Origin of the sequence: Streptococcus pneumoniae (assembly GCA_040719455.1) — a bacterium.
GTDB classification, from domain to species: Bacteria; Bacillota; Bacilli; order Lactobacillales; family Streptococcaceae; genus Streptococcus; species Streptococcus pneumoniae_G.
Window position 1 is genome coordinate 2,093,487 of record JBFDTN010000001.1, and the last position, 24,092, is coordinate 2,117,578.

General features: G+C 41.4%; 23 protein-coding genes. 21 read left to right on the forward strand and 2 right to left on the reverse strand.

The annotated features are described in order from the left end of the window. Positions 1-38 precede the first annotated feature (38 nt). The 3 genes from tsaE to AB1I63_10180 are packed head-to-tail and all read left to right on the forward strand — an operon-like array spanning position 39 to position 2,199. Positions 39-485 (forward strand): tRNA (adenosine(37)-N6)-threonylcarbamoyltransferase complex ATPase subunit type 1 TsaE, encoded by a 447-nt coding sequence (tsaE, locus tag AB1I63_10170; protein MEW4355190.1) that lies wholly within the window; start codon positions 39-41, stop codon positions 483-485. After that, a complete protein-coding gene (locus AB1I63_10175; protein ID MEW4355191.1) occupies positions 472-999 on the forward strand; it encodes a GNAT family N-acetyltransferase in 528 nt (175 codons plus the stop codon). The genes tsaE and AB1I63_10175 overlap by 14 nt, the downstream gene beginning before the upstream one ends. Before the next feature lie 6 nt (positions 1,000-1,005). Next, positions 1,006-2,199, forward strand: a complete 1,194-nt coding sequence (locus tag AB1I63_10180) for an LCP family protein (protein ID MEW4355192.1) — start codon at positions 1,006-1,008, stop codon at positions 2,197-2,199. A 358-nt stretch (positions 2,200-2,557) separates the two neighbouring features. Here the strand turns inward: AB1I63_10180 and AB1I63_10185 are convergent, their stop codons facing one another. Both AB1I63_10185 and AB1I63_10190 read right to left on the reverse strand, forming a co-directional pair. Beyond that, positions 2,558-2,839: a hypothetical protein gene (locus AB1I63_10185; protein ID MEW4355193.1), complete on the reverse strand. Its 282-nt coding sequence runs from the start codon at positions 2,837-2,839 to the stop codon at positions 2,558-2,560. 10 nt (positions 2,840-2,849) lie between these two features. Then, positions 2,850-3,260, reverse strand: a complete 411-nt coding sequence (locus AB1I63_10190) for an HIT family protein (GenBank protein MEW4355194.1) — start codon at positions 3,258-3,260, stop codon at positions 2,850-2,852. Between the two features lie 69 nt (positions 3,261-3,329). Between AB1I63_10190 and AB1I63_10195 the strand changes: the two genes are divergently transcribed. The 18 genes from AB1I63_10195 (at position 3,330) to sufC (ending at position 24,073) form a co-directional block, all read left to right on the forward strand. After that, complete coding sequence (locus AB1I63_10195; GenBank protein MEW4355195.1) at positions 3,330-4,061, forward strand: ABC transporter ATP-binding protein; 732 nt, start codon at positions 3,330-3,332, stop codon at positions 4,059-4,061. Continuing rightward, a complete protein-coding gene (locus AB1I63_10200) occupies positions 4,058-5,107 on the forward strand; it encodes an ABC transporter permease (GenBank protein MEW4355196.1) in 1,050 nt (349 codons plus the stop codon). Before AB1I63_10195 ends, AB1I63_10200 begins: the two co-directional genes overlap by 4 nt. Before the next feature lie 47 nt (positions 5,108-5,154). Further along, positions 5,155-5,949: a cell cycle regulator CcrZ gene (gene ccrZ, locus AB1I63_10205; GenBank protein MEW4355197.1), complete on the forward strand. Its 795-nt coding sequence runs from the start codon at positions 5,155-5,157 to the stop codon at positions 5,947-5,949. Further along, positions 5,946-6,581, forward strand: coding sequence for a tRNA (guanosine(46)-N7)-methyltransferase TrmB (gene trmB, locus AB1I63_10210; GenBank protein ID MEW4355198.1), 636 nt, complete (start codon positions 5,946-5,948; stop codon positions 6,579-6,581). Before ccrZ ends, trmB begins: the two co-directional genes overlap by 4 nt. Positions 6,582-6,708: 127 nt before the next feature. After that, positions 6,709-7,203: a ribosome maturation factor RimP gene (gene rimP, locus AB1I63_10215; protein MEW4355199.1), complete on the forward strand. Its 495-nt coding sequence runs from the start codon at positions 6,709-6,711 to the stop codon at positions 7,201-7,203. A gap of 41 nt (positions 7,204-7,244) precedes the next feature. After that, a complete protein-coding gene (gene nusA, locus AB1I63_10220) occupies positions 7,245-8,390 on the forward strand; it encodes a transcription termination factor NusA (protein MEW4355200.1) in 1,146 nt (381 codons plus the stop codon). A gap of 17 nt (positions 8,391-8,407) precedes the next feature. After that, entirely contained in the window at positions 8,408-8,704 is a 297-nt protein-coding gene (locus AB1I63_10225; GenBank protein ID MEW4355201.1) for a YlxR family protein, read from the forward strand. Then, the gene (locus AB1I63_10230) at positions 8,697-8,996 is read left to right on the forward strand and encodes a YlxQ-related RNA-binding protein (protein ID MEW4355202.1); all 300 of its coding nucleotides are present in this window, start codon (positions 8,697-8,699) and stop codon (positions 8,994-8,996) included. The genes AB1I63_10225 and AB1I63_10230 overlap by 8 nt, the downstream gene beginning before the upstream one ends. Before the next feature lie 16 nt (positions 8,997-9,012). Next, positions 9,013-11,751, forward strand: coding sequence for a translation initiation factor IF-2 (gene infB / locus AB1I63_10235; GenBank protein MEW4355203.1), 2,739 nt, complete (start codon positions 9,013-9,015; stop codon positions 11,749-11,751). A gap of 578 nt (positions 11,752-12,329) precedes the next feature. Beyond that, positions 12,330-12,677: a 30S ribosome-binding factor RbfA gene (gene rbfA / locus AB1I63_10240; GenBank protein ID MEW4355204.1), complete on the forward strand. Its 348-nt coding sequence runs from the start codon at positions 12,330-12,332 to the stop codon at positions 12,675-12,677. 168 nt (positions 12,678-12,845) lie between these two features. Beyond that, on the forward strand, positions 12,846-14,612 hold the full coding sequence (locus AB1I63_10245) for a SpaH/EbpB family LPXTG-anchored major pilin (GenBank protein ID MEW4355205.1): 1,767 nt from the start codon (positions 12,846-12,848) through the stop codon (positions 14,610-14,612). Positions 14,613-14,745: 133 nt separating this feature from the next. Further along, entirely contained in the window at positions 14,746-15,927 is a 1,182-nt protein-coding gene (locus tag AB1I63_10250) for a SpaA isopeptide-forming pilin-related protein (GenBank protein ID MEW4355206.1), read from the forward strand. After that, positions 15,908-16,780, forward strand: coding sequence for a class C sortase (locus AB1I63_10255; GenBank protein MEW4355207.1), 873 nt, complete (start codon positions 15,908-15,910; stop codon positions 16,778-16,780). Before AB1I63_10250 ends, AB1I63_10255 begins: the two co-directional genes overlap by 20 nt. Continuing rightward, positions 16,773-17,642: a class C sortase gene (locus AB1I63_10260; protein MEW4355208.1), complete on the forward strand. Its 870-nt coding sequence runs from the start codon at positions 16,773-16,775 to the stop codon at positions 17,640-17,642. The genes AB1I63_10255 and AB1I63_10260 overlap by 8 nt, the downstream gene beginning before the upstream one ends. Positions 17,643-17,674: 32 nt before the next feature. Continuing rightward, positions 17,675-21,184 (forward strand): SpaA isopeptide-forming pilin-related protein, encoded by a 3,510-nt coding sequence (locus AB1I63_10265; GenBank protein ID MEW4355209.1) that lies wholly within the window; start codon positions 17,675-17,677, stop codon positions 21,182-21,184. A gap of 128 nt (positions 21,185-21,312) precedes the next feature. Further along, positions 21,313-22,059, forward strand: a complete 747-nt coding sequence (gene mecA, locus AB1I63_10270) for an adaptor protein MecA (GenBank protein MEW4355210.1) — start codon at positions 21,313-21,315, stop codon at positions 22,057-22,059. Further along, complete coding sequence (locus AB1I63_10275) at positions 22,056-23,213, forward strand: MraY family glycosyltransferase (protein MEW4355211.1); 1,158 nt, start codon at positions 22,056-22,058, stop codon at positions 23,211-23,213. Before mecA ends, AB1I63_10275 begins: the two co-directional genes overlap by 4 nt. A gap of 89 nt (positions 23,214-23,302) precedes the next feature. After that, positions 23,303-24,073 (forward strand): Fe-S cluster assembly ATPase SufC, encoded by a 771-nt coding sequence (gene sufC, locus AB1I63_10280; protein MEW4355212.1) that lies wholly within the window; start codon positions 23,303-23,305, stop codon positions 24,071-24,073. Positions 24,074-24,092 lie beyond the last annotated feature (19 nt).

Consider the following 24,092-nt stretch of genomic DNA (forward strand, 5'->3'; position numbering starts at 1 on the left):
GAGAGACAAATAAAGCCTACTATGGTATAATGAGTAGCATGTATAGTCAAAATGAAGAAGAATTGATTGCCCTTGGGCAGACGATTGGAGAGAAACTACAAGCAGGTGATGTGCTGGTTCTGACTGGTGATTTGGGCGCAGGAAAGACTACCTTGACCAAAGGGATTGCTCAAGGCCTTGGAATTAAACAGATGATTAAAAGTCCGACCTATACCATCGTTCGGGAATACGAAGGGCGGCTCCCTCTCTATCATTTAGATGTTTATCGGATTGGGGATGACCCTGATTCGATTGACTTGGATGACTTTCTCTATGGAGATGGCGTGACGGTGATTGAGTGGGGTGAGCTGCTTGATGCTTCGCTTTTTGATGATTTTTTACGAATTGTTATTGAGAAGGTTGGAGATGGTCGCAAGCTCAGCTTAGAGCCAAAAGGGAAACGGAGTCAAGCCTTGCTAGAGGAGATTGGTCATGGCGCAGGTTGAGAAAGAGATTTTCTTTGAAGAAGCTGATGGCTCACATGCAGCAGTCTTTATTGATTTTATGAATCAGGTCGAAAAAGAGACTGATTTTCTCGTCATGGATGAAACGGGCTTTCAGTTTACGGTGGAGCAGTTAGCTACTATTTTCGAAGAGAGTCTTGCTAGTCCAAGTCAACTACATCTTCTAGCTCTATGTGGTGATGAGGTGATTGGAGCAGTCACCGTTCGTGCGTCTAAGCAGTACCGCATCAGCCATATTGGCAATATCTTTATTGCTGTGCGAAAAGACTATTGGGGTCACGGCATTGGGCGGATTTTGCTAGAGGAAGTGATTGCTTGGGCTCAGGAGTCTGGCATCATTCGCCGTTTGGAATTGACCGTGCAAGCTCGAAATAAAGGAGCGGTTCATTTGTACCAAAGTGTTGGTTTTGAAATCGAAGGCATGCAAGCACGTGGTGCTTATTCATCTGAGGGTGAATTTTTAGATGTTTATGTCATGGGAAAATTGATAGATTGAGGAATTATGGTAAAAAAAATTCTTGGAATGCTAGTGAGTGTACTCTTGGTTACGATTGCAGGAGTGGGTGTTTATGGCTTCACCATTTATAATCAATCCACGGATACATTATCAAAAACCTATAAAAGCTTTGGAAATGAGACAGATGTCATTTCAGCGACTGAACCTTTGACCCTTCTGCTTATGGGGGTGGATACAGGGACAGGCTCTCGTGTGGATCAATGGGAAGGAAACAGCGATTCGATGCTCCTTGTGACTGTCAATCCTAAGACTGGCAAGACCGTCATGATGAGCTTGGAGAGAGATATTTTGACCAAGATTAAAGAGGATGGCGAGACTGTGGAAGCAAAGCTCAATGCAGCCTATGCAAATGGTGGGGCAAAGCTAGCAATCTCGACGATTCAAGATTTAATGAATATCCATGTGGACCGCTATATCATGATCAATATGCAGGGCTTGGTGCAGCTGGTGGATGCTGTCGGTGGGATTGATGTTGTCAATTCCTTTGATTTTCCGATTTCGATTGAAGAGCAAGAGCCAGAATACACAGCAACGATTAACCCAGGTAAGCAGCATATCAATGGGGATCAAGCCTTGGTCTATGCCCGCATGCGCTATCAAGACCCTGAAGGAGATTATGGTCGTCAAAAACGGCAACGAGAAGTGATTCAAAAAGTTGTCCGAAAAGTGCTTAGTCTCAATAGCATTAGTCACTACCAAGCCATTTTAAAGGCTGTCAGTGATAATATGCAGACCAATGTGGAGTTGTCTTCACGCAGTATTCCTAAATTATTGGGCTACCAAGATGCCTTTAAGCATATCGAAACCCAGCAATTAAGAGGAGAAGATGCAACCTTGCCAGATGGCGGTTCGTACCAAGTCGTCACAGAAGATCATTTGCTTGAAATGCAAAATATTCTTCGAAAATCCTTGGGACTTGAGACTCTCACTGCTCTAAAGACAAATGCTGTTTTGTACGAGGATTTGTATGGTGCTACGCCTCCGAGTCTTAACCGTAGCAGTCACGCAAGTGATGATGAGAACGGAAGCACTCCAGCTTACTCAGATGCGAGTTACGTTGAAAACTCAGCGGCAATCGTACCCAATACTGCTACAAATCAAACATTTAGTAGCTCAGAAAGCCAAGTACCAGCTTCGTCAACTCCCCAATCAATTCCATCTTTTCAACTGATTCAATGAGAACAAGCGGGAGTGGGACTCAATCGTGATTTCGTAGAAATCGATTTTGTCAATTTCGCTTTCCAATGTTTAGGCTCAGGTATGAACAGTTCACTGGACTAGCCTCGCTTTCGAGTTTCCAAGCTCAGGTATTAACAGTCCACTGGACTGTTAAAATCTCGCAAGGTTGACTAGCTTTCAAAATTGAGAATTGTGAAAGGTTAGAAATAAGGCTAGCGAAGATAAATTCGCTAGCCTCTTCTAATAAAATGTTGATTTATCAGCGTTGTACAGATTAGACAAACACTGTATCAAACTGTCAAGTCTATAATTTTACGAGGTTAGGAATCTTGTCCCAACCTTCTTTTTTACTAAAAAATTACTCTTTCTCCCAAATGGTTTTCATTTCTTGGGTGCGAGCTTTTAGTTCCTGTTCAAATTGCTTGAATTGATAGCCTAAATCCTTGGATATATCCGTGATATGGTCTTTTTGAGCTTCAATAATCGCTAGATTATCTTTTATTCGTTGGCTATTATTTTTTAGAGTTGTAAATTCTGCTTTGGTTTCATGAAAGCTCGTCATCAAGCGTTCTTTATGTTTGACAGTAGCGTAGCTAGCTGCAGCAGCTCCTAGAAAAAATAGCATATTTCGTACTTTCATCTCATTCTCCTTAGGCTTCTTGGATAGTTGATGCCAGATGACTCAGAGCATCAAAGTCAGGCTCATGAGCGGTAAATTCAATCTTCAAATCATCGTCTTCTCCATAACGTGGAGCGAGATGGATATGGGTATGAAAGACAGTTTGACCAGCTATTTCTTCGCTATTTGCGATGATGTTCATACCTTTAGCACCAGTTGCTTTCATAATCTTGCCAGCGAGTTCAGGAACTTTAGCAAATAAGCGACTCGTTTCATCGCCCGTCATTTCAAGGAGATTACGGGCATGCTGTTTAGGGACAATCAAGGTATGACCAGTTGTGACTTGAGAAATATCAAGAAAAGCAAGGACTTCCTCATCTTCATAAACCTTACAAGCAGGAATCTCTCCTGCAATAATCTTGCAAAAGATACAATTTGTCATAAAAATCACCTCTATTTTTCTAGAATTTTGGTATAATGTTCTTATATTATACCAGAATTTGGAGAAAATATGTTAGAAATTAACAATCTTACAGGAGGATACATCAATATTCCTGTGCTGAAAAATGTCAGTTTTGAGGTTGGAAATGGTCAGCTGGTTGGTTTGATTGGCTTGAATGGTGCTGGAAAATCTACGACTATCAATGAAATCATCGGTTTATTGCAACCTTATCAGGGAGAGATTGTGATTGATGGCTTGACCTTGCAAAAAAATGCCACAGACTACCGCAGGAAGATTGGTTTTATTCCAGAGACACCTAGTTTGTATGAGGAATTGACCCTGCGTGAACATATCGAGACGGTAGCCATGGCTTATGATATTGATGAGCTAGTGGCTTTTAAGCGAGTCGGGAAACTGTTGGACATGTTTCGCTTGACGGATAAACTCGACTGGTTTCCAGTGCATTTCTCAAAAGGGATGAAGCAAAAGGTGATGATTATCTGCGCTTTTGTGGTGGATCCGAGTCTTTTTATCGTTGATGAACCGTTCTTAGGGTTAGATCCGCTTGCGATTGCAGATTTAATCCATCTCTTAGAAGAAGAAAAAGCCAAAGGCAAGTCCATTTTGATGAGTACGCATGTGCTAGACTCGGCAGAAAAGATGTGTGATTCCTTTGTGATTTTGCATAAGGGAGAGGTGCGTGCTAAAGGAAATCTTGCAGAGTTGCAGACTAGCTTTTCCATGCCAAATGCCAGTCTCAATGAGATTTATCTGGCGCTGACGAAAGAGGAGGCTAGATGAGAGAAGTACTACAAAAACGGCGCAGGGATTTTGTAGAAGACTGCATGAAATACCTCCGCTATGTATTCAATGACCATTTCGTTCTCTTTTTACTTGTCTTTATCGGATTTTTAGCGCTTCAATACCGAGCTTTGTTGCAAGAGGTAACTGGCTATTCGAGCTTAGTTTTGCTTGGGCTTAGTGTGTTGTCACTAGCTCTTTTGCCCCTAGGTTTTATTGCGACCTACATGGAGCGGGCGGATAAATTGTTTTTATTAGCCAAAGAAGAAGAGTTGCGAATTTGGCTTGTAGCAGCTAGTCGCAGGTCTTATCTTTTTTGGGCAGTCTTGCAAAGTTTGGTCTTGCTAGTCGTTCTACCGATTTTTCTAGCCTTAAAATGGTCCATCTGGCTCTACATATTATATATGGGCTTGATGCTCCTTGGAAAATATCTGATATTTCAAAAAAAATCCGCTCGTTTACTTAGTGAAACGGGGGTGAATTGGGATTTTGCGATTGCTCAAGAAGAGGCACGTAAGCAAAGGATTCTTCGCTTCTTTGCCCTCTTTACGACGGTCAAAGGTTTGTCCAATAGCGTGAAACGACGCAAGTATTTGGATGTCTTTTTGAACTTTGTCCCTAAAAAGCAAAGCCACACCTGGCAAAATCTCTACCTACGCTCTTATTTGCGCAATGGCGATTTATTTGGCTTGACACTGCGCTTGCTATTTCTTTCCTTGTTGGTTCTTGTGAGCGTTTCTGAGGGTTTTATTGCTGCGATCCTTGTGCTCTTGTTTAATTATTTATTACTCTTTCAGCTCACCGCCCTCTACCAAGCTTATGATTACCAGTATTTGATTCGTCTATTTCCCTTGGAGAAAAAAGATAAGCTAAGAGGAGCTGCTTCCTTGATTCGCGCGATTGGGATGCTTGGTTTGGTGCTAGAAGCAGGAGTAGGTCTATTCTTTTTAGCGCAAAAAGAAAGTCTCTTGCTCCTAATAGGCGGAACGCTTGCTCTCTACTTCATCTATCTACCGTATCGCTTAAAGCGATTGGTTGACGAATAGGGTTAAAATTAGTAAAATAGATAGGAAACTTTGTAACGGAGGGAAAGATGGACTTGGTTGATAATGAGCTATCCCTAACGCCGATTGCTGGTAAAAGTGGAAAAGCCTTCATGGGAAGTTATCCAGACGGGGGGCGCGTTTTCGTCAAGATGAATACCACTCCCATACTAGCAGGTTTGGCAAGAGAGCAGATCGCTCCTCAGCTCTTGTGGAGCCGCCGCTTATCAGATGGCAATGTGATGAGTGGTCAAGAATGGCTGTCAGGAAATATCTTGACACCAAATGATATGACGAAAAAACAAATTGTCACAATTTTAACACGTCTTCACCGTTCGCGTCCCTTGATGACCCAGCTAAGCCGTTTAGGCTATCAAGTTGAGTCACCAGCGGAGTTGGTTGAAAATTGGTTGAATCGTGTACCTGTTGCCTTGAAACGCAACCAATATCTCTATTCAATTATCAAGGAATTACGGGCAACCTTGCCTGGTTTTCGTGAGGACTATGCGACAATTGTCCATGGAGATGTGCGTCATAGTAATTGGATTGAGACAGAAAGTGGTATGGTCTACTTGGTGGATTGGGATTCTGTGCGATTGACCGATCGTATGTTTGATGTTGCACATATTCTGAGTCACTATATCCCTGATACACGCTGGAAAGAGTGGTTGACTTTTTATGGTTACAAGTACAACCCGACGGTCTTGAAAAAACTATATTGGTTTAGTCAGTACACATATCTGTGTCAAATCGCTAGTTACTATGCCAATAATGATTTAGAAAATGTGAATCGGGAGATTTATGCGCTACGCAACTTCCGTGCCAAATATGGAAAGGTATTATGAGAGTTAGAAACCGCAAAGGAGCGACAGAATTACTAGAGGCTAACCCCCAGTATGTGGTTTTAAACCCAGCAGATACAAAGGGAAAGTGGCAAGAGATTTTTGGAAATGACCATCCTATCCACATTGAGGTAGGAAGTGGTAAAGGGGCTTTCATCACAGGTATGGCTAAGCAAAATCCAGACATCAACTACATCGGAATTGACATTCAAAAGTCAGTTTTGAGCTATGCACTTGATAAGGTGCTAGCAGCTGATGTTCCCAATATTAAATTACTGTGGGTTGATGGTTCTGACTTGACCAACTATTTTGAAGAGGGAGAGATTGACCGTCTTTATCTGAACTTCTCAGATCCGTGGCCGAAAAAACGCCATGAAAAACGTCGCTTGACCTATAAATCTTTCCTTGATACCTTTAAGACAATTTTGCCTGAGCAGGGAGAGATTCATTTCAAGACAGATAATCGTGGTCTTTTTGAATACAGCTTAGTCAGCTTTTCACAGTATGGCATGACCCTAAATGGCGTCTGGCTTGATTTACATGCAAGCAGCATGGAAGGAAATGTCATGACGGAGTACGAACAAAAATTCTCTAGTAAGGGACAAGTCATCTACCGAGTGGAAGCACAATTTTAATCTGAAAAATCGTGCATGAAGACTAAAAAGTGCAGTAGAATACCTTTTTCTTGCATTTTGTGAAAAAAGGTGCTATACTGTGTACAGTGAATAAAGAAAGTGAGGCGGAGAAGTATCTTCGCCTCTTATATCTGTAAGGAGGTGTAGCCTTATCGCAACGATTGTAGAATTAGTCAAAGAAGTGATTGAGCCAGCGATTCAAGCGCCGTTTGAATTGGTGGATATCGAGTATGGCAAGCTCGGTGGAGATATGGTTTTGAGCATTTTTGTGGATAAACCAGAAGGGATCAGTCTCAATGATACAGCGGATTTGACAGAGATTATCAGTCCACTCTTAGATACCATTAAACCAGATCCATTTCCAGAGCAGTATTTCTTGGAAGTGACCAGTCCTGGTCTTGAGCGTCCTTTAAAAACCAAAGAGCAGGTTTTGGGAGCTGTTGGCAAGTATATCCATGTTGGACTTTATCAAGCGATTGATAAGCAAAAAGTTTTTGAAGGGACATTATTGTCTTTTGAAAATGATGTGATGACCATCGAGTATATGGATAAGACACGCAAAAAAGAAGTCGAAATTCCTTACAATCTTGTATCAAAAGCAAGATTAGCCGTAAAAATTTAAGACAGAAAGGATTGCTTTTGGAGGACAAAAGCTAGAAAATTATGAGCAAAGAAATGCTAGATGCTTTTCGCATCTTAGAAGAAGACAAGGGAATCAAAAAAGAAGACATCATTGACGCTGTCATTGAATCGCTTCGTTCTGCCTACCGTAGACGATATGGTCAAGCAGATAGTGCAGCGATTGAATTTAATGAAAAGACAGGGGATTTCCGTGTCTTTACTGTCCGAGAAGTGGTAGATGAAGTCTTTGATAGTCGTCTCGAGATTAGTCTGAAAGACGCCCTTGCCATCAACACAGCCTATGAGCTTGGGGATAAAATCAAGTTTGAAGAAGCTCCAGCTGAATTTGGTCGTGTGGCTGCCCAATCGGCGAAGCAAACCATCATGGAAAAGATGCGTAAGCAAACGCGTGCCATTACTTACAACACCTATAAGGAACATGAAAATGAGATCATGAGCGGGACGGTTGAGCGTTTTGATAATAAGTTTATCTATGTAAATCTTGGTAGCATCGAAGCTCAATTATCAAAGCAAGATCAAATCCCTGGAGAAGTGTTCCAATCTCATGATCGCATTGAAGTCTTTGTCTATAAGGTTGAGGACAATCCTCGTGGGGTGAGTGTCTTTGTTAGCCGCAGCCATCCTGAGATGATCAAGCGTTTGATGGAGCAAGAAATTCCTGAAGTGTATGATGGTACAGTTGAGATCATGAGCGTAGCTCGTGAAGCAGGAGACAGAACTAAAGTCGCCGTTCGCAGTCACAATCCAAATGTCGATGCTATCGGAACGATTGTTGGTCGTGGTGGTGCAAATATCAAAAAGATCACTAGCAAATTCCACCCAACCAAGTATGACTCTAAGTTGGACAAAATGGTTCCTGTGGAAGAAAATATCGATGTCATCGAATGGATGCCAGATGAAGCAGAATTCATCTACAATGCGATTGCACCAGCAGAGGTTGATCAAGTCATCTTTGATGAAAATGACAGCAAACGTGCCCTTGTCGTTGTACCAGATAATAAATTATCACTTGCGATTGGTCGCCGTGGGCAAAATGTCCGTCTAGCAGCTCATCTGACAGGTTTCCGCATTGACATCAAGTCTGCTAGCGAGTTTGAAGCAATGGAAGAAGCCACAGAGGAAAGCCAAGAAATCGAAGAATTGGTAGAAAGCGATAGCGCAGAATAAACGAGAAGAGGGAAGAAATGGTCAAAACAAGAAAAATCCCTTTACGAAAATCGGTCGTCTCAAACGAAGTCATTGACAAACGTGATCTTCTTCGCATTGTGAAAAATAAGGAAGGTCAAGTCTTTATTGACCCGACAGGCAAGGCAAATGGGCGTGGGGCTTATATCAAGCTAGACAATGAAGAAGCACTTATTGCCAAGAAGAAAAAGGTATTTAACCGTAGTTTTAGCATGGAAGTGGAAGAGCAGTTCTATGACGAATTGATCGCTTATGTTGATCATAAAGTGAAGAGAAGAGAGTTGGGTCTTGAATAATCAAAAATTAGCCAATCTCTTGGGTCTAGCCCAGCGGGCTGGTCGCATTATTTCGGGTGAAGAGTTAGTGGTCAAAGCCATTCAGGAAGGAAAGGCAAAGATTATCTTTTTAGCCCATGATGCTGCCCCAAATTTGACCAAGAAGATAACCGATAAAAGTCGAACTTACAACGTAGAAGTATTTACCGTGTTTTCAACACTAGATTTAAGCACTGCGATTGGCAAGCCTCGTAAGGTCTTGGCAGTCACAGATGCTGGATTTTCAAAGAAAATGAGGTCTCTTATGGAATAGAAGAGGAGGACAAAATTTGTCTAAAAAAAGATTGTATGAAATCGCCAAAGAATTGGGCAAAGAAAGCAAGGAAATCGTCGCTCGTGCCAAAGAGCTAGGCTTTTCTGTCAAAAGCCATGCCAGCAGTGTAGAGCAAGAAGCGGCGGACAAGATTGCAGCTAGCTTTAAAACAGTAGCTAAAGTACAAGCAGAAAAAGTAGAAAAACCTCAGCCGAAGGTAGAAAAGAAAGCTGAGCCAGCTCCACAAGTCAAAGTGGAAGAAAAAGCAGCTCCGCCAAAAGAGCAGACTAAAAAAGTCAGCCGTCCTCAGAGTCGAAACTTTAAGGCAGAGCGAGAAGCGAGAGCCAAAGAGCAGGCAGAGCGCCGCAAGAAACAGCAGGACACACGCAAAGCTGAGCCTAAAGGAAATCAAAATTCGCAAAAAGACCAAGCGTCACAAGGACAAAAATTCCAAGGCAAAGAGCGGACTCGTAAGGATAACCGAGACAATCGCCGTGATTTTAGAGGTGGCAAGCAAAATGGATACGGACAAGACAATCGCAAGGTTGCTCCTGCTCCAAAACCACGGATTGATTTCAAAGCGCGTGCTGCAGCCCTAAAAGCAGAGCAAAATGCTGAATACGCCCGCACCAGCGAAGAGCGTTTCAAGCAGGCGCAGGAAGCCAAAGCAGCTCAGCAAGTGAAGAAAAAGGAAAAGTTGGAAGACATTTTTGTGGAACTACCAACACCAAGCGCAGCTCCAATTACTGCCGTTCCAACTCCAGCTCCTGCTGAGAACCGTCGGAAAAAACAAGCTCGACCAGAAAAACGTCGTGATGATTTTGATCACGAAGAAGAAGGTCCACGAAAACAACAAAAGAATCGAAACAGTCAGAATCAAGTGAGAAATCAAAAGAATAGTAACTGGAATACCAATAAGAAAAACAAAAAAGGTAAAAATAACAGAAATAGCAACCAAGCACCAAAACCGGTCACAGAACGCAAGTTCCACGAATTGCCAAGTGAGTTTGAATACACAGCTGGCATGACCGTTGCAGAAATTGCAAAACGGATCAAACGTGAACCAGCAGAAATCGTGAAGAAGCTCTTCATGATGGGGGTTATGGCAACGCAAAACCAATCTTTAGATGGAGAAACCATTGAACTTTTGATGGTGGATTACGGGATTGAAGCCAAAGAAAAAGTGGAAGTCGATACAGCTGATATCGAGCGTTTCTTTGTCGATGAAGAGTATATCAATGCTGAGGAGCTAACCGAGCGTCCACCAGTTGTGACGATTATGGGACACGTTGACCACGGTAAAACGACCCTTCTTGATACTCTTCGTAATTCGCGTGTAGCAACAGGAGAAGCTGGAGGAATCACTCAGCATATCGGTGCCTACCAAATCGAAGAAAATGGCAAGAAAATCACCTTCCTTGATACCCCAGGACACGCGGCATTTACTAGCATGCGTGCGCGTGGAGCGTCTGTAACGGATATCACTATCTTGGTTGTCGCCGCAGATGACGGTGTGATGCCACAGACCATTGAAGCGATTAACCACTCTAAAGCCGCGAATGTTCCAATCATCGTAGCCATTAACAAGATTGACAAGCCAGGGGCAAATCCTGAGCGTGTCATCGGTGAATTGGCAGAGCATGGAGTTATGTCAACAGCATGGGGCGGTGACTCAGAATTCGTTGAAATCTCAGCGAAGTTCAATCAAAACATTGATGAACTCCTTGAGACAGTTCTCTTGGTTGCTGAAATCCAAGAATTGAAAGCAGACCCAACAGTTCGTGCCATTGGTACAGTTATTGAAGCACGCTTGGATAAAGGAAAAGGTGCTGTTGCGACCCTTCTTGTCCAACAAGGTACGTTGAATGTGCAAGATCCGATCGTTGTCGGAAATACCTTTGGACGTGTCCGTGCCATGACCAATGACCTTGGTCGTCGTGTAAAAGTAGCTGGACCATCAACACCTGTTTCAATCACTGGTTTGAATGAAACACCGATGGCAGGAGATCACTTTGCCGTTTATGAAGATGAAAAAGCAGCGCGTGCAGCTGGGGAAGAACGTGCCAAACGTGCCCTTATGAAGCAACGCCAAGCAACTCATCGTGTCAGCCTTGAAAATCTCTTTGATACCCTTAAAGCAGGTGAAGTTAAGTCTGTCAATGTTATTATCAAGGCAGATGTGCAAGGTTCAGTTGAAGCCCTTGCAGCTTCTCTTCAAAAGATTGAAGTCGAAGGTGTGAAAGTAACCATCGTTCACTCAGCAGTTGGGGCGATCAATGAATCAGATGTGACACTTGCAGAAGCCTCAAATGCCTTTATCATCGGATTTAACGTCCGCCCTACGCCACAGGCTCGTCAACAAGCAGATACGGATGAAGTGGAAATTCGTCTTCACAGCATTATCTACAAGGTGATTGAAGAAGTAGAAGATGCCATGAAAGGAATGCTTGACCCAGAATTTGAAGAGAAAATCATTGGTGAAGCTCTTATCCGCGAAACCTTTAAAGTATCTAAAGTCGGCACTATCGGTGGATTTATGGTTATCAACGGAAAAGTTACCCGTGATTCAAGTGTCCGTGTTATCCGTGACGGCGTTGTTGTCTTTGACGGCAAACTCGCGAGCTTAAAACACTTCAAAGACGATGTTAAAGAAATCACCAACGGCCGTGAAGGTGGACTGATGGTTGAAAACTACAACGACCTCAAAGTCGATGACGTTATCGAAGCCTACATCATGGAAGAAATTAAAAAATAAGATACAAAGCCCGTAAAGTGCCAAGCAAAATTAGGAGTTCTGACGACGGAGCGCCTGCTTTCAGGATGAACTCTCTATTTTGCACTGCACTTAGGGCGTGTTCAGTTAGCTAAGTAGTGAGAGCGTTAAAAAAGTTTCAGCATACCCAAAGGGCATCCGTATCCGTAGAACGAGTCAAGCTCGTAACGGCTACGGAAAACTAGAAGATTGGAGCAGTGTTCATTGAACACAAGTCGATCTATCCCTAAAGGGAGCCAACTCTGTAATTGATTGAAATCAACACATCTTTGTCTCTTTTTTGCCAGACTTTTAGCTCGAACACAATTTCTTAAGATACAAGCCCGTAAAACACAAAGTGAAAATAGGAAATCTGACGAAGAGCCTTTGAGCTCTAGGAAGATTTGCCCCTAAAGGGAGCCGCTGCTGTAACCAGCTAAAGCTGGACATCAGCGTCTCTTTTTCACACAGTGTTTAGTTCGCTAAGTAGTGATAATGTAACAAAATCAAAGAAGAAACGAGCCAGCTTTGCTGGCTGGTTTTCGAATATAGAATATATAAAATAGTAAAAGGAGGAAATCATGGCGAATCATTTTCGTGTGGACCGTGTCGGTATGGAAATCAAGCGCGAAGTCAATGAGATTTTGCAAAAGAAAGTCCGTGACCCACGTGTAGCAGGCGTGACCATTACAGATGTCCAAATGCTGGGTGATTTGTCGATGGCTAAGGTCTATTACACCATTATGAGTGACCTAGCCTCAGACAATCAAAAAGCTCAGCTTGGACTTGAAAAAGCAACAGGCACCATTAAGCGAGAACTCGGTCGAAATCTAAAGATGTACAAGATTCCAGATTTAACATTTGTCAAAGATGAATCTATTGAATATGGAAATAAAATTGATCAAATGTTGCGAAATTTAGAGAAATAATTCAGAAAACGGTAGGAAAATCCTACCGTTTTTCTAATATTTTTGTAAATTTTTTGTGAAAACGAAATATTCATTGATATTATTGCAAAAAAGGGTTGACAAATCCTAAGGAGCAGGAGTAAAATATAGAGGTCTTCATATTACAAAAAAAGAAAAGGAGAGATTAACGTGAAGAAATATCAGAAACTCGCTACTGTGGGTATGCTGAGTGTCTTACTTGGTGGTGTAGTACCTCCTTTGGTACAACCCTTGACACCAGTATATGCAGTAGACAATGTGTCTGCAACAGTTCCAGCACAAACAACTGTTACAATCACAAAGCTGCAAGCAGCTCAGTATAAGAAAATTATCTTTAATGATAATGGAGAAACTAAGACTTTAGATGAGTTAAAAGCAGCTTTAGATGTTCAGGATTTGACAACATTAGACGGTGTGACCTTTAAATGGTATAAAATTACTGATTCGAAAACAGATGCTGAACTATCTAAGATGACAGAACAGCAATTAGATGCATTATATAATGAAAAAGGCACACTAACTGCAACAGCAAATGGAGGAAAGACAACCTTCACTCGTAGTAAAGACCAATATAATGAGGGTAAAGGATACTGGGTTATTGAGCAGTCTGCTCCACAAAATGTCTCAAATGCTTATGGAGTGCCATTCCGTTTGCAATTCCCTATGGCTGCCTCTGATGGTTCAGGGTACTTGACAAATGTTAATGTCTATCCAAAGAACGTTAGCGCTACTGTCCCAACTCCTGATAAAGACGTTGAGAATGTAGGTCAAAATGAAGGAAGTTATAATATCGGTGATAAGATTAACTTCTACCTTAAAGGAACAATTCCAAAAAATATTGGAGATTACTCTACTTATCGATTCAACGATACCTTTGATTCAACTCTTGATTTTGCAGGAGAAGAAGGAGTTAAGGAAGTTAAATTTGGTTCAAATAATATCCTCACAAAAGGTGCAGAATATACTGTATCATGGGATTCTGCTAAACGTACGGTTCAAGTTTCATTAACAGAAGCAGGTTTGAAACGTGTCACAACAACTGTGCCATTTGAAAAACGTAATAATCCAGATGCAACTGCTTTGGATACAACAGCAAATACAGATGATACTCCTTACCTACAAGTGAAATTGGAAGCATCTATTTCAAAAGATGCAGTTGTAGGAAAACCAATTGCCAACAAAACAACAATTACCTTTAATAACAGAGGTGGTAATAATGGGGATCCTAAACCAACTCCACCAGATGGAGAAACTCCTCCTCCAGGAGAAGATACTCCACCAGTTCCACCAGTGACTCCGCCAGAAGAACCACCAACTACTCCACCTAGTCCAGATGTATATGTTTATACAGGTGGTAAACGTTTTGTTAAAGAAGATAGCAACAATACAAATAAAAAACTTGCAGGAGCAGAATTCAAAATTTTTGCTTCAAATGAAGCCAATGCATCAGCTGTGAAATGGACTCAGGCAATGATTGATGCAAACGCTGCAACCTCAACAAATTCAGCTAAATTTGGAGGTGAAGTAGCTGTTGGTAAAGAAATCGTCTTGAAATCTGATGCAGACGGTTCATTTGAAATTAAAGGTCTAGCTTACACACCAGAAACTTCTACGGATACAAAAGGTGATGGTTCTAGAAAATATTACCTTCAAGAAACAAAAGCACCAGCTGGATATGTTCTTTTAACAGATAAGATTGAATTTGAAGTAAATCAAACTTCTTATCATAGCGCTCCATCTGGAGTTAATGTTGGAACTCAAGCAGGTGATGCAGTTCAACAAGCTGTTAAAAATAATAAACGTCCAAATATTCCAAATACAGGTGGAATTGGTACAATCATCTTCATCGTAATCGGACTAGCACTAATGACAGTGGCTATGTTTGGTATGAAAAAAGATAAAAAAGAATCAAACTAATCAATAGTTAGATAGATACGGTTAATATGAAGATGCTGAAAGCAGGTGTTCGCACCTGTTTTCTCAAGTGGGATTTGTAGAATCCTACTTGAGAAGACATGTATGCTTTTATAGAGAAGGAGATTCATCAAGGATGAAAATATGGAAAGTACTAGGGGTGGTGTTTACCATTCTAAGCCTTGGGTTGATGCCCTCTACCCAGACAGTAGAAGCAGATGGCAAAGTGGCTGTGACCATTGTCAATCCCAAAGATTACCCAGACATTACCTACTCGATTTTCAAGGTGGCAGATACTGAAAAGCTGGAGGACTTACAAAAGGAAAGTTTGGATAGTCTCAAGCAAAAGTATCCTCAGTTTGAGGTTACAAAAGCTAGCGAGGTTGGGCAAAGAAAGATTGAGCTGGGACTTGGACTTTACTATGCAGTAGCACTGCGTGAAAGCGATAAGCAGCCAGTCGAAGAGATCAGCCCCTTCTTGATTCAAATTGCCGATTTGAGTAAGGATATCACGATTTATCCGAAAGTTCATGAATTGACAGGCGGTATCAAGCTATTCAAATATGAAATCAAAGATGGTAAAAAAATCCCTCTTGCAGGTGTGACTTTTACCCTTTATGACAGTCATCATCAGCCTGTTCGAGTGAAATCTGGACAAGCTACGTTAGATGCTGATGGGGTGATTGAGCTGGTGACAGATGAAGCTGGTGAAATCACAGTTCAAGGCTTAGTAGCAGGGACCTATTATTTCAAAGAAATCAAAGGACTGCCAGGCTACACTTTACCGAAGACGACTTATCCTGTGACCGTTGAAAAGAAAGCTATTGCAACGATTGAAGTGGAAAATGAGCGTACAGATAAGGGTGGAGCTCGATTTAGAAAAGTCAATCCAGATCAAGTAGGTCTTCCAGGTGCTGTTTTTGAAGTCTTAGATGCCAATAAACAGTTTTTATTCCAAGTTAAATCAGACGAAAATGGTTATTTTGAGGTGACCAATCTACCCTATGGAACCTACTACCTCAGAGAAAAAGAAGCCCCTGTGCTGAATGGTGTGCATTATGTGCGACTAGATCAGGATATTGCTTTTACAATTACAGCAGAGTCCTACACAGATGGAACGATTATGAACATTGTCAATAAGCCAGTTCCGCCAGTGCCACCGACTCCAAATATTCCACCGTTCCCAACCATTGTAAAGACCATTTTGCCTCATACAGGGGAGATTGTTAGTGGCTTGACGATTGTTGGCTTGATTGGAGTAGCTTTCGTCTTTTTGGCGAAAAAGAAGAGTAGAAAAGATGAAAAAGCACAAGAGTAAGAAATGGTCTTTTTCCAAACGTAGATTTTTCTTCACTTTGATTTTTCTATTAGGACTGGGCACGATTGCTTTTCCTTTGGTGAGCCAGTATCTGTATTACCGTGCATCGATTGTAGAAGTGACTGCTTTTGATGATGGTACAAAAAAGCTAGATAAATCAGATATTGAAAGACGAATACATTTGGCAGAAGCCTACAATGACTCGGTTGCCTCGGGTAGTAATATTGAGATAAAAGATCCGTATTCTGAGGAAGAACGCCAAGAAGGGCTTAAAGAATACGCTAAAATGCTAGAAGTAAACGAGCAGATTGGACATGTTCGGATTCCAAAGATTGTTGAGGATTTGCCCATCTACGCTGGGAGTACAGAGTCTGTTCTCCAGCGTGGAGTGGGGCATTTAGAAGGAACTTCGTTACCAGTCGGTGGAAATAATACGCATGCGATCTTAACAGCTCATAGGGGCTTGCCGACAGCTAAGTTATTTACAAATCTGGATAAGCTAGAAAAGGGCGATAAATTCTATATCCATTATATTGGTGGAACCTTGGCGTATCAGGTGGATCAGATTAGTGTCATTGACCCATCTGAGATTGATAAATTAGCAGTGGTACCAGGACATGATTATGTCACTCTTTTGACTTGTACGCCTTATATGGTCAATACCCATCGCCTACTCGTTCGAGGACATCGGATTGATTATGTAGAAGCTTTGGAAGAAAAAGAAGCAGCAGGCTATAAAGAAAATCAGCTCTATAAGATTCTCTTTTATAGTACGTTAGCCCTCTTGATTGTGCTTCTCATATTATTTGTTAGATTGTATCGAAAACAAAAGAAAGTGAAGGGAAATGCGTAGAAGAACAAGACGCAAAAAACGCAAAACAGGTCTGATTGTGATCTTTTTGATAGGTTTTGCGATCATGCTGTTTCCTATCGTTAGTCAAATCACGTATTACTATGCATCAAAAGCAGTGGTCACTAAGTTTGAAGAGCAGGTGTCTACCATTGATACTTCAGAGATTGACAGAAGGATGGAACTCGCTCAAGCCTACAATGAAACGCACCTTCTGCCAAATGGAATCGAGGATGTTTTTACCAAGCGTCAAAAAGACGGCTTGAAAGAATATGCCAGAATGCTTGAAGTCAATGAACAGATTGGCTATGTGAAAATTCCAAAAATTTCGCAAGAAATCCCAATTTATGCAGGAACGACGGAAACGGTCTTGCAAAAAGGAGTTGGGCATCTGGAAGCAACTTCCTTACCAATCGGTGGAGTAAGCACTCACTCTGTCTTAACAGCCCATCGTGGTCTGCCCACAGCTCGTTTATTTACAGATTTAGATAAGCTAAAAAAAGGCGATGTTTTTTATGTGAGAAATATCAAAGAAACCTTGGCTTATCGTGTCGTGTCTATCAAGACCGTGGCACCAAGTGATTTGAACTCGATTGCCATCGAAGAAGGAAAAGACTATGTGACCCTCTTGACCTGTACTCCGTATATGATCAATAGTCATCGTCTCCTTGTGACAGGAGAGCGGACAGAGTACAGTGAAGGGGAAGAAAAGTTGGAAAACACCACTGCTCAACATGTAACTCTCTATAAATATCTCTTCTACGGCAGTGCAGTCTTAGTAGTGCTAGTAGGGGGTGCTTTAATACGTTACAAACGACGCTTGACAAGACTCAACAAACAATCGTCTGACAAACGTTTAGAATAAAGGTTACAATGACAGGATAAAGGGAGAACCTGATGTTTTATAAAAAGAAATTACTGATTATTAGTACTATTTTACTCCTTCTACTTTCTATTGTGCCGCATAATATTGTGCGAGCCTTAGAAGATGTAGCTGGAGTAAAGGTAGATGCTTACTATACATCCTTAAATGAAAATCAAGCTATTCGCGCAGGAGAAACGGCAATTTATCGCTTGGATTTTTATGCGAGTGGGATTGATGGGGCTAGTCAAGAACCAGTTGGTTTGACGATTAAATTGCCAGATAATACAGATGGTAAGACTAGCTTGGCTTCTAATTTAGAAGAGTTGAAGTTGGCGGATCAAGTTCCGGTATATGATGCGGAGTCTAATTCCCTAAAATATACATTTGATAATTTGACGACAGGTCAGGCTTATAACTTGACTCTGCGTGTCAATACGCAAAATGGAACCATTCCCAATGATACCACTTTGAAAACAGAAGCAATCTTCACTCAGGGAGATCGAGAAATTACCCGTAAACCTGCACAAGTGACAGTATCCTCTGATACAGAAGTGGCATTATCCAAATCTTATGCTTATACAGTAGGTCATGAAAATGAGCCAAACTATGTGCCTAAGGCCAATGATGTTGTCGTTTGGAAAGGAAAAGTCGAGGTTCCTAAGAAAGAGTTCGGACAAGCTTTTATTAAAGAAGGAAGCACTATCACTGTTTCAGATACGATTCAACAAAATCAAACTTATGTATCCGCAAGTGGAGATGGAGCAAGAGTTTCTAGCAATGGTTCGACGATTACGTTGGATTTTGAAGCTCCAACTTTAGCAGATCAAGCTGATCCGAACCGAACCAATTTATTTGAAAAAGAGGTCGAGATTCGTACACGTCTTGGAAATTATGGCAGCAGTACTGCAACGTTCAAAAATAAATTAAAGGTTGATTTTCAAAATATTTCAGAGAAAAACGTCCAAGCTGAATCAAACGAGGCACAAGTGGTATCTGGAAAACCAGATAGTACGAGTACCCCTGCTCCAAATGGAACTATCATTACAGGGATTAACCGTGGTCCACAAAATGGAGATGGAAGATTAGCTGATTTGCGTCAAGAAGGAAATCGGGTTGTCAATTTCAACCCAAATCCCACAGTTCCAGATACTGCCACTCTTTCTTTTGAAATGGTTCATCGTGCAGGATTTTTGCAAGACCAAGCATTGAACGATCACGATTTGTCCTATTATTATCCTTATTATCCTTGGAATGAAGCAGGAGCAGAGCTTGCCAAAGCTATTGCTCGATCAGGATATGAATGGGTAAATATGTATCGAAAAGTGGATCCTGCTTTGATTTTAGATCAAATCCAAGTTTGGGAGCCACTCCGATGGATGAATATCAATCAAGCTGCTCGTCATTATAACCCGATTCCAAAAACACTTGTCCGCATGAAGGTTACAGACTTAAATGGCAATCCTCTACGTACAGAAACAGTCAATGTGGATTGGAATAAAATGCAGCCTTCAAGTTCATTGTCAAATTATGCTGGTCAAGGTGGTGTTGTCATTCTAAATCGTGATGACCTTCATTTGAATTCAGGTGAACGAGTTTCTCAATACGAAGTCTTGTATCAAAATCCAAATAGTAGTCCAATTATTGCGGGAGATTTCTGGGGGAACGTCGTTGATGTCTATAAGATTAAACCAGGAACAAGTGGAACGGTTACCAATACCAGCTGGGTGGACTTTGCGACATCAAGGGGTAGTTATTGGAAAGACGCTTTAGGTGGACGTGAGAATACAAATTCTACCTTGGGTGCGAGAACAGCTCGTATCACACCAACGACGCAACCTATTCCAATCATTGATGTGGCGGTTGGTTTGAAAAAAGCAGATGGAAATGTCGTGACCGCAGGAGTTCCTCAAGCAGGCGGTGGTGTGAGTGAAAAAGGGAAAAATCGTCTTTCTTTAACCCTAACAAATCGTCATCCGTCTCTGGTAGAAGCAACTGGTCCGATTTCGATGTTTGCGGTGTTACCACCAGGTGTTACTCCAAACCCTAATTATGAGTATAAAGTGACCCTGACTCAAAAAGATGGTAAAGAAAAGAAAACGATTAACGTCGATAATAAAAATACTTTGATTTCTCTAGGGAAAGATGATCACAATAGAGATGTTGTCATTTTGAACTGGAATGCTCCAGATGCAAAATTGCAAGTAGGAGATTCTGTTAATCTTGAAATCAATGTGAATGTTGCCAATACAGTTGATCCAACTTTCACGATTGACGGTTATGGAACGGTTGGGAATCCAGACTTTACAGTTCCAGCAGGTGCCTTAGATCCGATTATTGATACGACAGATATTGACTATAACAATAACTCAACTGAGAAACTAGCTGTGGCGAAAGCAACCTATAAATTAGCCGATAGTCGTGACTTGCAAATCAAGAAGTTAGTCAAGGGTGAGTTGGATAGCGATTATTCTACTTTTGGTCATACTAACGTTGGTGGCAAGATTGATTATCGCTTAGAGATTACAAATACCACTGGAGATGTGATTCGTCGCATGGGATTCATGGATGTCTTGCCAAATATTGGTGATACAGCTGTAACCAGTACAACACAACGTGGCTCTAAATTCCGCCCAATTTTGACAGGACCAATCGGTGTTCCTGCGGAATGGCAGGATAAGGTAACGGTGTATTATACAACTGTTGCAACGCCGAGTCGTGCTGATTTGTATGCTAAGGTAGATTATCCTGAAGGAGCTAGCCAGCCAGATGCGATGAATGCCGAAGATCCAAATTGGCAAACAGCAGATACCATTTCGGATTGGTCTGCGGTTACGGCTTTCAAAGTTGAGTTGAATGATGGGGTTGCTTGGATTCCTGGTCAAGGAATTCATATGGATTTCCAAATGAAAGCTCCTGACAATCCAGAAGCGCCAGTTGTAGATGCTACTGTAAATGAAAAAGAACGTGCAGCTTGGAATTCATTCTCTGTAACGACCAACGGTTTGTTTGCCGTAGAGCCTGAAAAAGTAGGGGTTGCTCTTCAACCAGTCGCTCAGAAATATCGCTTGAAAATTGTAAAAGTGAATGAAGAAAACGGCAAAATCGCAGACTCTAAAACACGCTTTGCGATTCGTAAAGAAAAGAATGCTAGTGCCCCTGTTTATAATGAACAAACTGCAACCTTGAATCAAAATGGTGGTGGTGAATTTATCTTTGATAATAAACGAAATAAATTTGAACCAGGTACTTATTATATCTTTGAAGAAAAAGCTCCCGCTGGTTATGTGAAATTAAAAGAACCTGTTGAGTTGACAATTTCTGACAAAGGTGAGATTTCTGTTTCAGAAAAAGATCGTGATCGAGTAAACATTACAAAAGAAGATGGAACAGATATTATTGAAATTCGAATCAAAAATATCAAACCAGGGAGATTCCCAAATACAGGGGGAATTGGAACGGCTATCTTTATTCTTTCAGGAATGAGTTTGATGCTAGTATCAGGTCTTCGTTTAAGAAAAAGAAACACTAGACGAATGCGCTAGAAAAGGAACTCTATCATACTAGAAAATAGGATGATAGAGCCTTTTTTGTTGCGAGAGAGTCTAGTTAGCTTTTGAAATCCTTTGGAAATTTTAGTATAATAGAAAGACTAGAAGAATGAGGTATAGACATGAAGATGAAACAAATTAGCGATACAACGGTGAAAATCACCATTCGCTTAGAAGATTTAGAAGAGCGTGGCATGGAGATGTCTGATTTTCTGGTTCCGCAGGAAAAGACAGAGGAGTTTTTCTATGCAATTTTAGATGAGTTAGAGATGCCGGAGAGCTTTTTAGAAAGTGGCATGTTGAGTTTTCGGGTGACACCAAAGCCTGATCGATTGGACATCTTTGTCACCAAGTCAGCGATTGATAAGAATCTCGACTTTAGTAATCTCGCAGATTTGCCAGACATAGATGAAATGGCACAGATGACGCCAGATGAATTTATCAAAACCTTGGAAAAGACAATCTTAGAAAAAAGCAAAGATGATGCGGATGCTGTGGAGCATTTAGAAAAGACAGAAGCAGCAGAGCAAGAGATAAAAGAGCAAGATCTTGAGCATGACGATATTCCAGAAGAAAAGTATATTTACTATATTTTGGAATTCCCAAGTTTGGAGCGTGCAGTTCGCTTCACCAAGACGATTGATTACCCAGTAGATACATCAGAACTCTACAAGATGGATGGTCACTATTATTTGACGGTGTTGGTAGATGTTGAAGGGCAACCTCAGATGTATCCAGCTTGGTTATTGGCTAATATGCGTGAACATGGGGAGGACACAGCGGTAACACGTGCAGTATTGCAAGAACACGGTCATCTACTCTTGGTGGATGAAGCTGTTCCTCAATTAAAACGGGTTAGTGGTTTATGATTCCATTTCCATTAAAATATATATTAGTCTTGATTGCGACTTTCTTTATCGTTGTGCTGTTAACGCCCTTGGTGCGACTTTTAGCATTTAAGATTGGAGCAGTCGACTATCCAAATGCTCGTAGGATCAATAAAAAACCCATGCCAAGTTCGGGCGGTCTTGCTATTGTCATTGCCTTTTCAATAGCAACTTTGGTATTTTTACCAATGATTGTTCCCGTTACTTTTCATCATTTGGCATACCGAGACTATGTGTTTCCCCTTGTCGTGGGAGGCTGGGTTATAGCGCTGACAGGCTTGATTGATGATGTCAAGGAGCTAAAGCCTCTTCCAAAGTTGTTGGGGGTTATCCTTGCGGCGAGCCTTGTTTGGTATTTTACTGGTTTTCGATTAGATGCCTTTAAAATTCCTTTTGGTGGACCGATTTTGTTTTTCAAACCGTGGTTGTCCTATCTGTTAACAGTTCTCTGGATTGTGGGCATTACCAATGCGGTCAATTTGATTGATGGTTTGGATGGTTTGGTGAGTGGGGTTTCGATTATTTCCTTGATCACCATGGGGATTGTTTCCTACTTTTTCCTACCTGTCCCCAATCTTTTTTTAACCTTGACGATTTTTGTCTTGGTGATGGCGATTGCAGGGTTTTTCCCTTATAATTACCATCCAGCTATTATCTATCTGGGAGACACGGGTGCTTTGTTCATTGGCTTTATGATTGCAGTCTTGTCTCTTCAAGGGTTGAAAAATTCGACGGCGGTTGCGGTTGTGACACCGATGATTATTTTAGGAGTTCCTTTGTCGGATACGGTTCTAGCGATTATCCGTAGAACCTTGGCAGGACAAAAAATTTATAAGCCAGATAAACATCATTTGCACCACAGACTCTTGTCGCTCGGCTTGACCCATCGAGGAACGGTCTTGGTGATTTATGGAATCTCGCTGATTTTTGCCATGATTTCGCTCTTACTGAATATCTCTAGCCGTATAGGGGGCGTTCTTTTGATGATTGGTGTCTTATTTGGTATTGAACTCTTGGCAGAATTAGTCGGAGTCTTGGGACCAAATCGAACACCTTTGCTTTCTATCCTACGCTTTTTAGGAAATTCAGCTTATCGAGAAGAAGTTCGTGCGAAAAGACGGAAAAAAGGTAAATAATAATCTTTCTAAATAACAAACAAAAAGAAAGCCATTTTTGGCTTTTTTTGATATACTAAAAAGGTAATAATTTTCAGAAAGGAACTGAGATGTCAGTATTAGAGATTAAAGATTTGCATGTTGCAATTGAAGGAAAAGAAATTTTAAAAGGGGTCAATTTGACCTTGAAAACAGGTGAAGTAGCAGCCATCATGGGGCCAAATGGAACAGGGAAATCAACCCTCTCAGCCGCAATCATGGGAAATCCAAACTATGAAGTGACCCAAGGTGAGGTCTTGTTTGACGGAGTTAATGTCTTGGAGTTGGAAGTCGATGAGCGTGCTCGTATGGGACTCTTCCTAGCCATGCAATACCCAAGTGAAATCCCAGGAATTACCAATGCGGAATTCTTACGCGCAGCTATGAATGCTGGAAAAGAAGATGACGAGAAAATTTCTGTCCGTGATTTCATTACAAAACTCGATGAAAAAATGGAATTGCTCAACATGAAAGAGGAAATGGCAGAGCGTTACCTCAACGAAGGTTTCTCAGGAGGTGAGAAAAAACGCAATGAAATCTTGCAACTTTTGATGCTAGAGCCAACCTTTGCCCTTCTTGATGAGATTGACTCTGGTCTTGACATCGATGCCCTTAAAGTGGTTTCAAAAGGAGTTAATGCTATGCGTGGGGAAGGCTTTGGTGCTATGATTATTACTCACTACCAACGCCTCTTGAACTACATTACACCAGACGTGGTTCATATCATGATGGAAGGGCGTGTAGTTCTATCTGGTGGTCCAGAGCTTGCCATCCGTCTTGAAAAAGAAGGATATGCGAAAATTGCAGAAGAATTAGGCTTGACTTACGAAGAGGAAGTTTAAGGCGATACTTGTTCAGAAA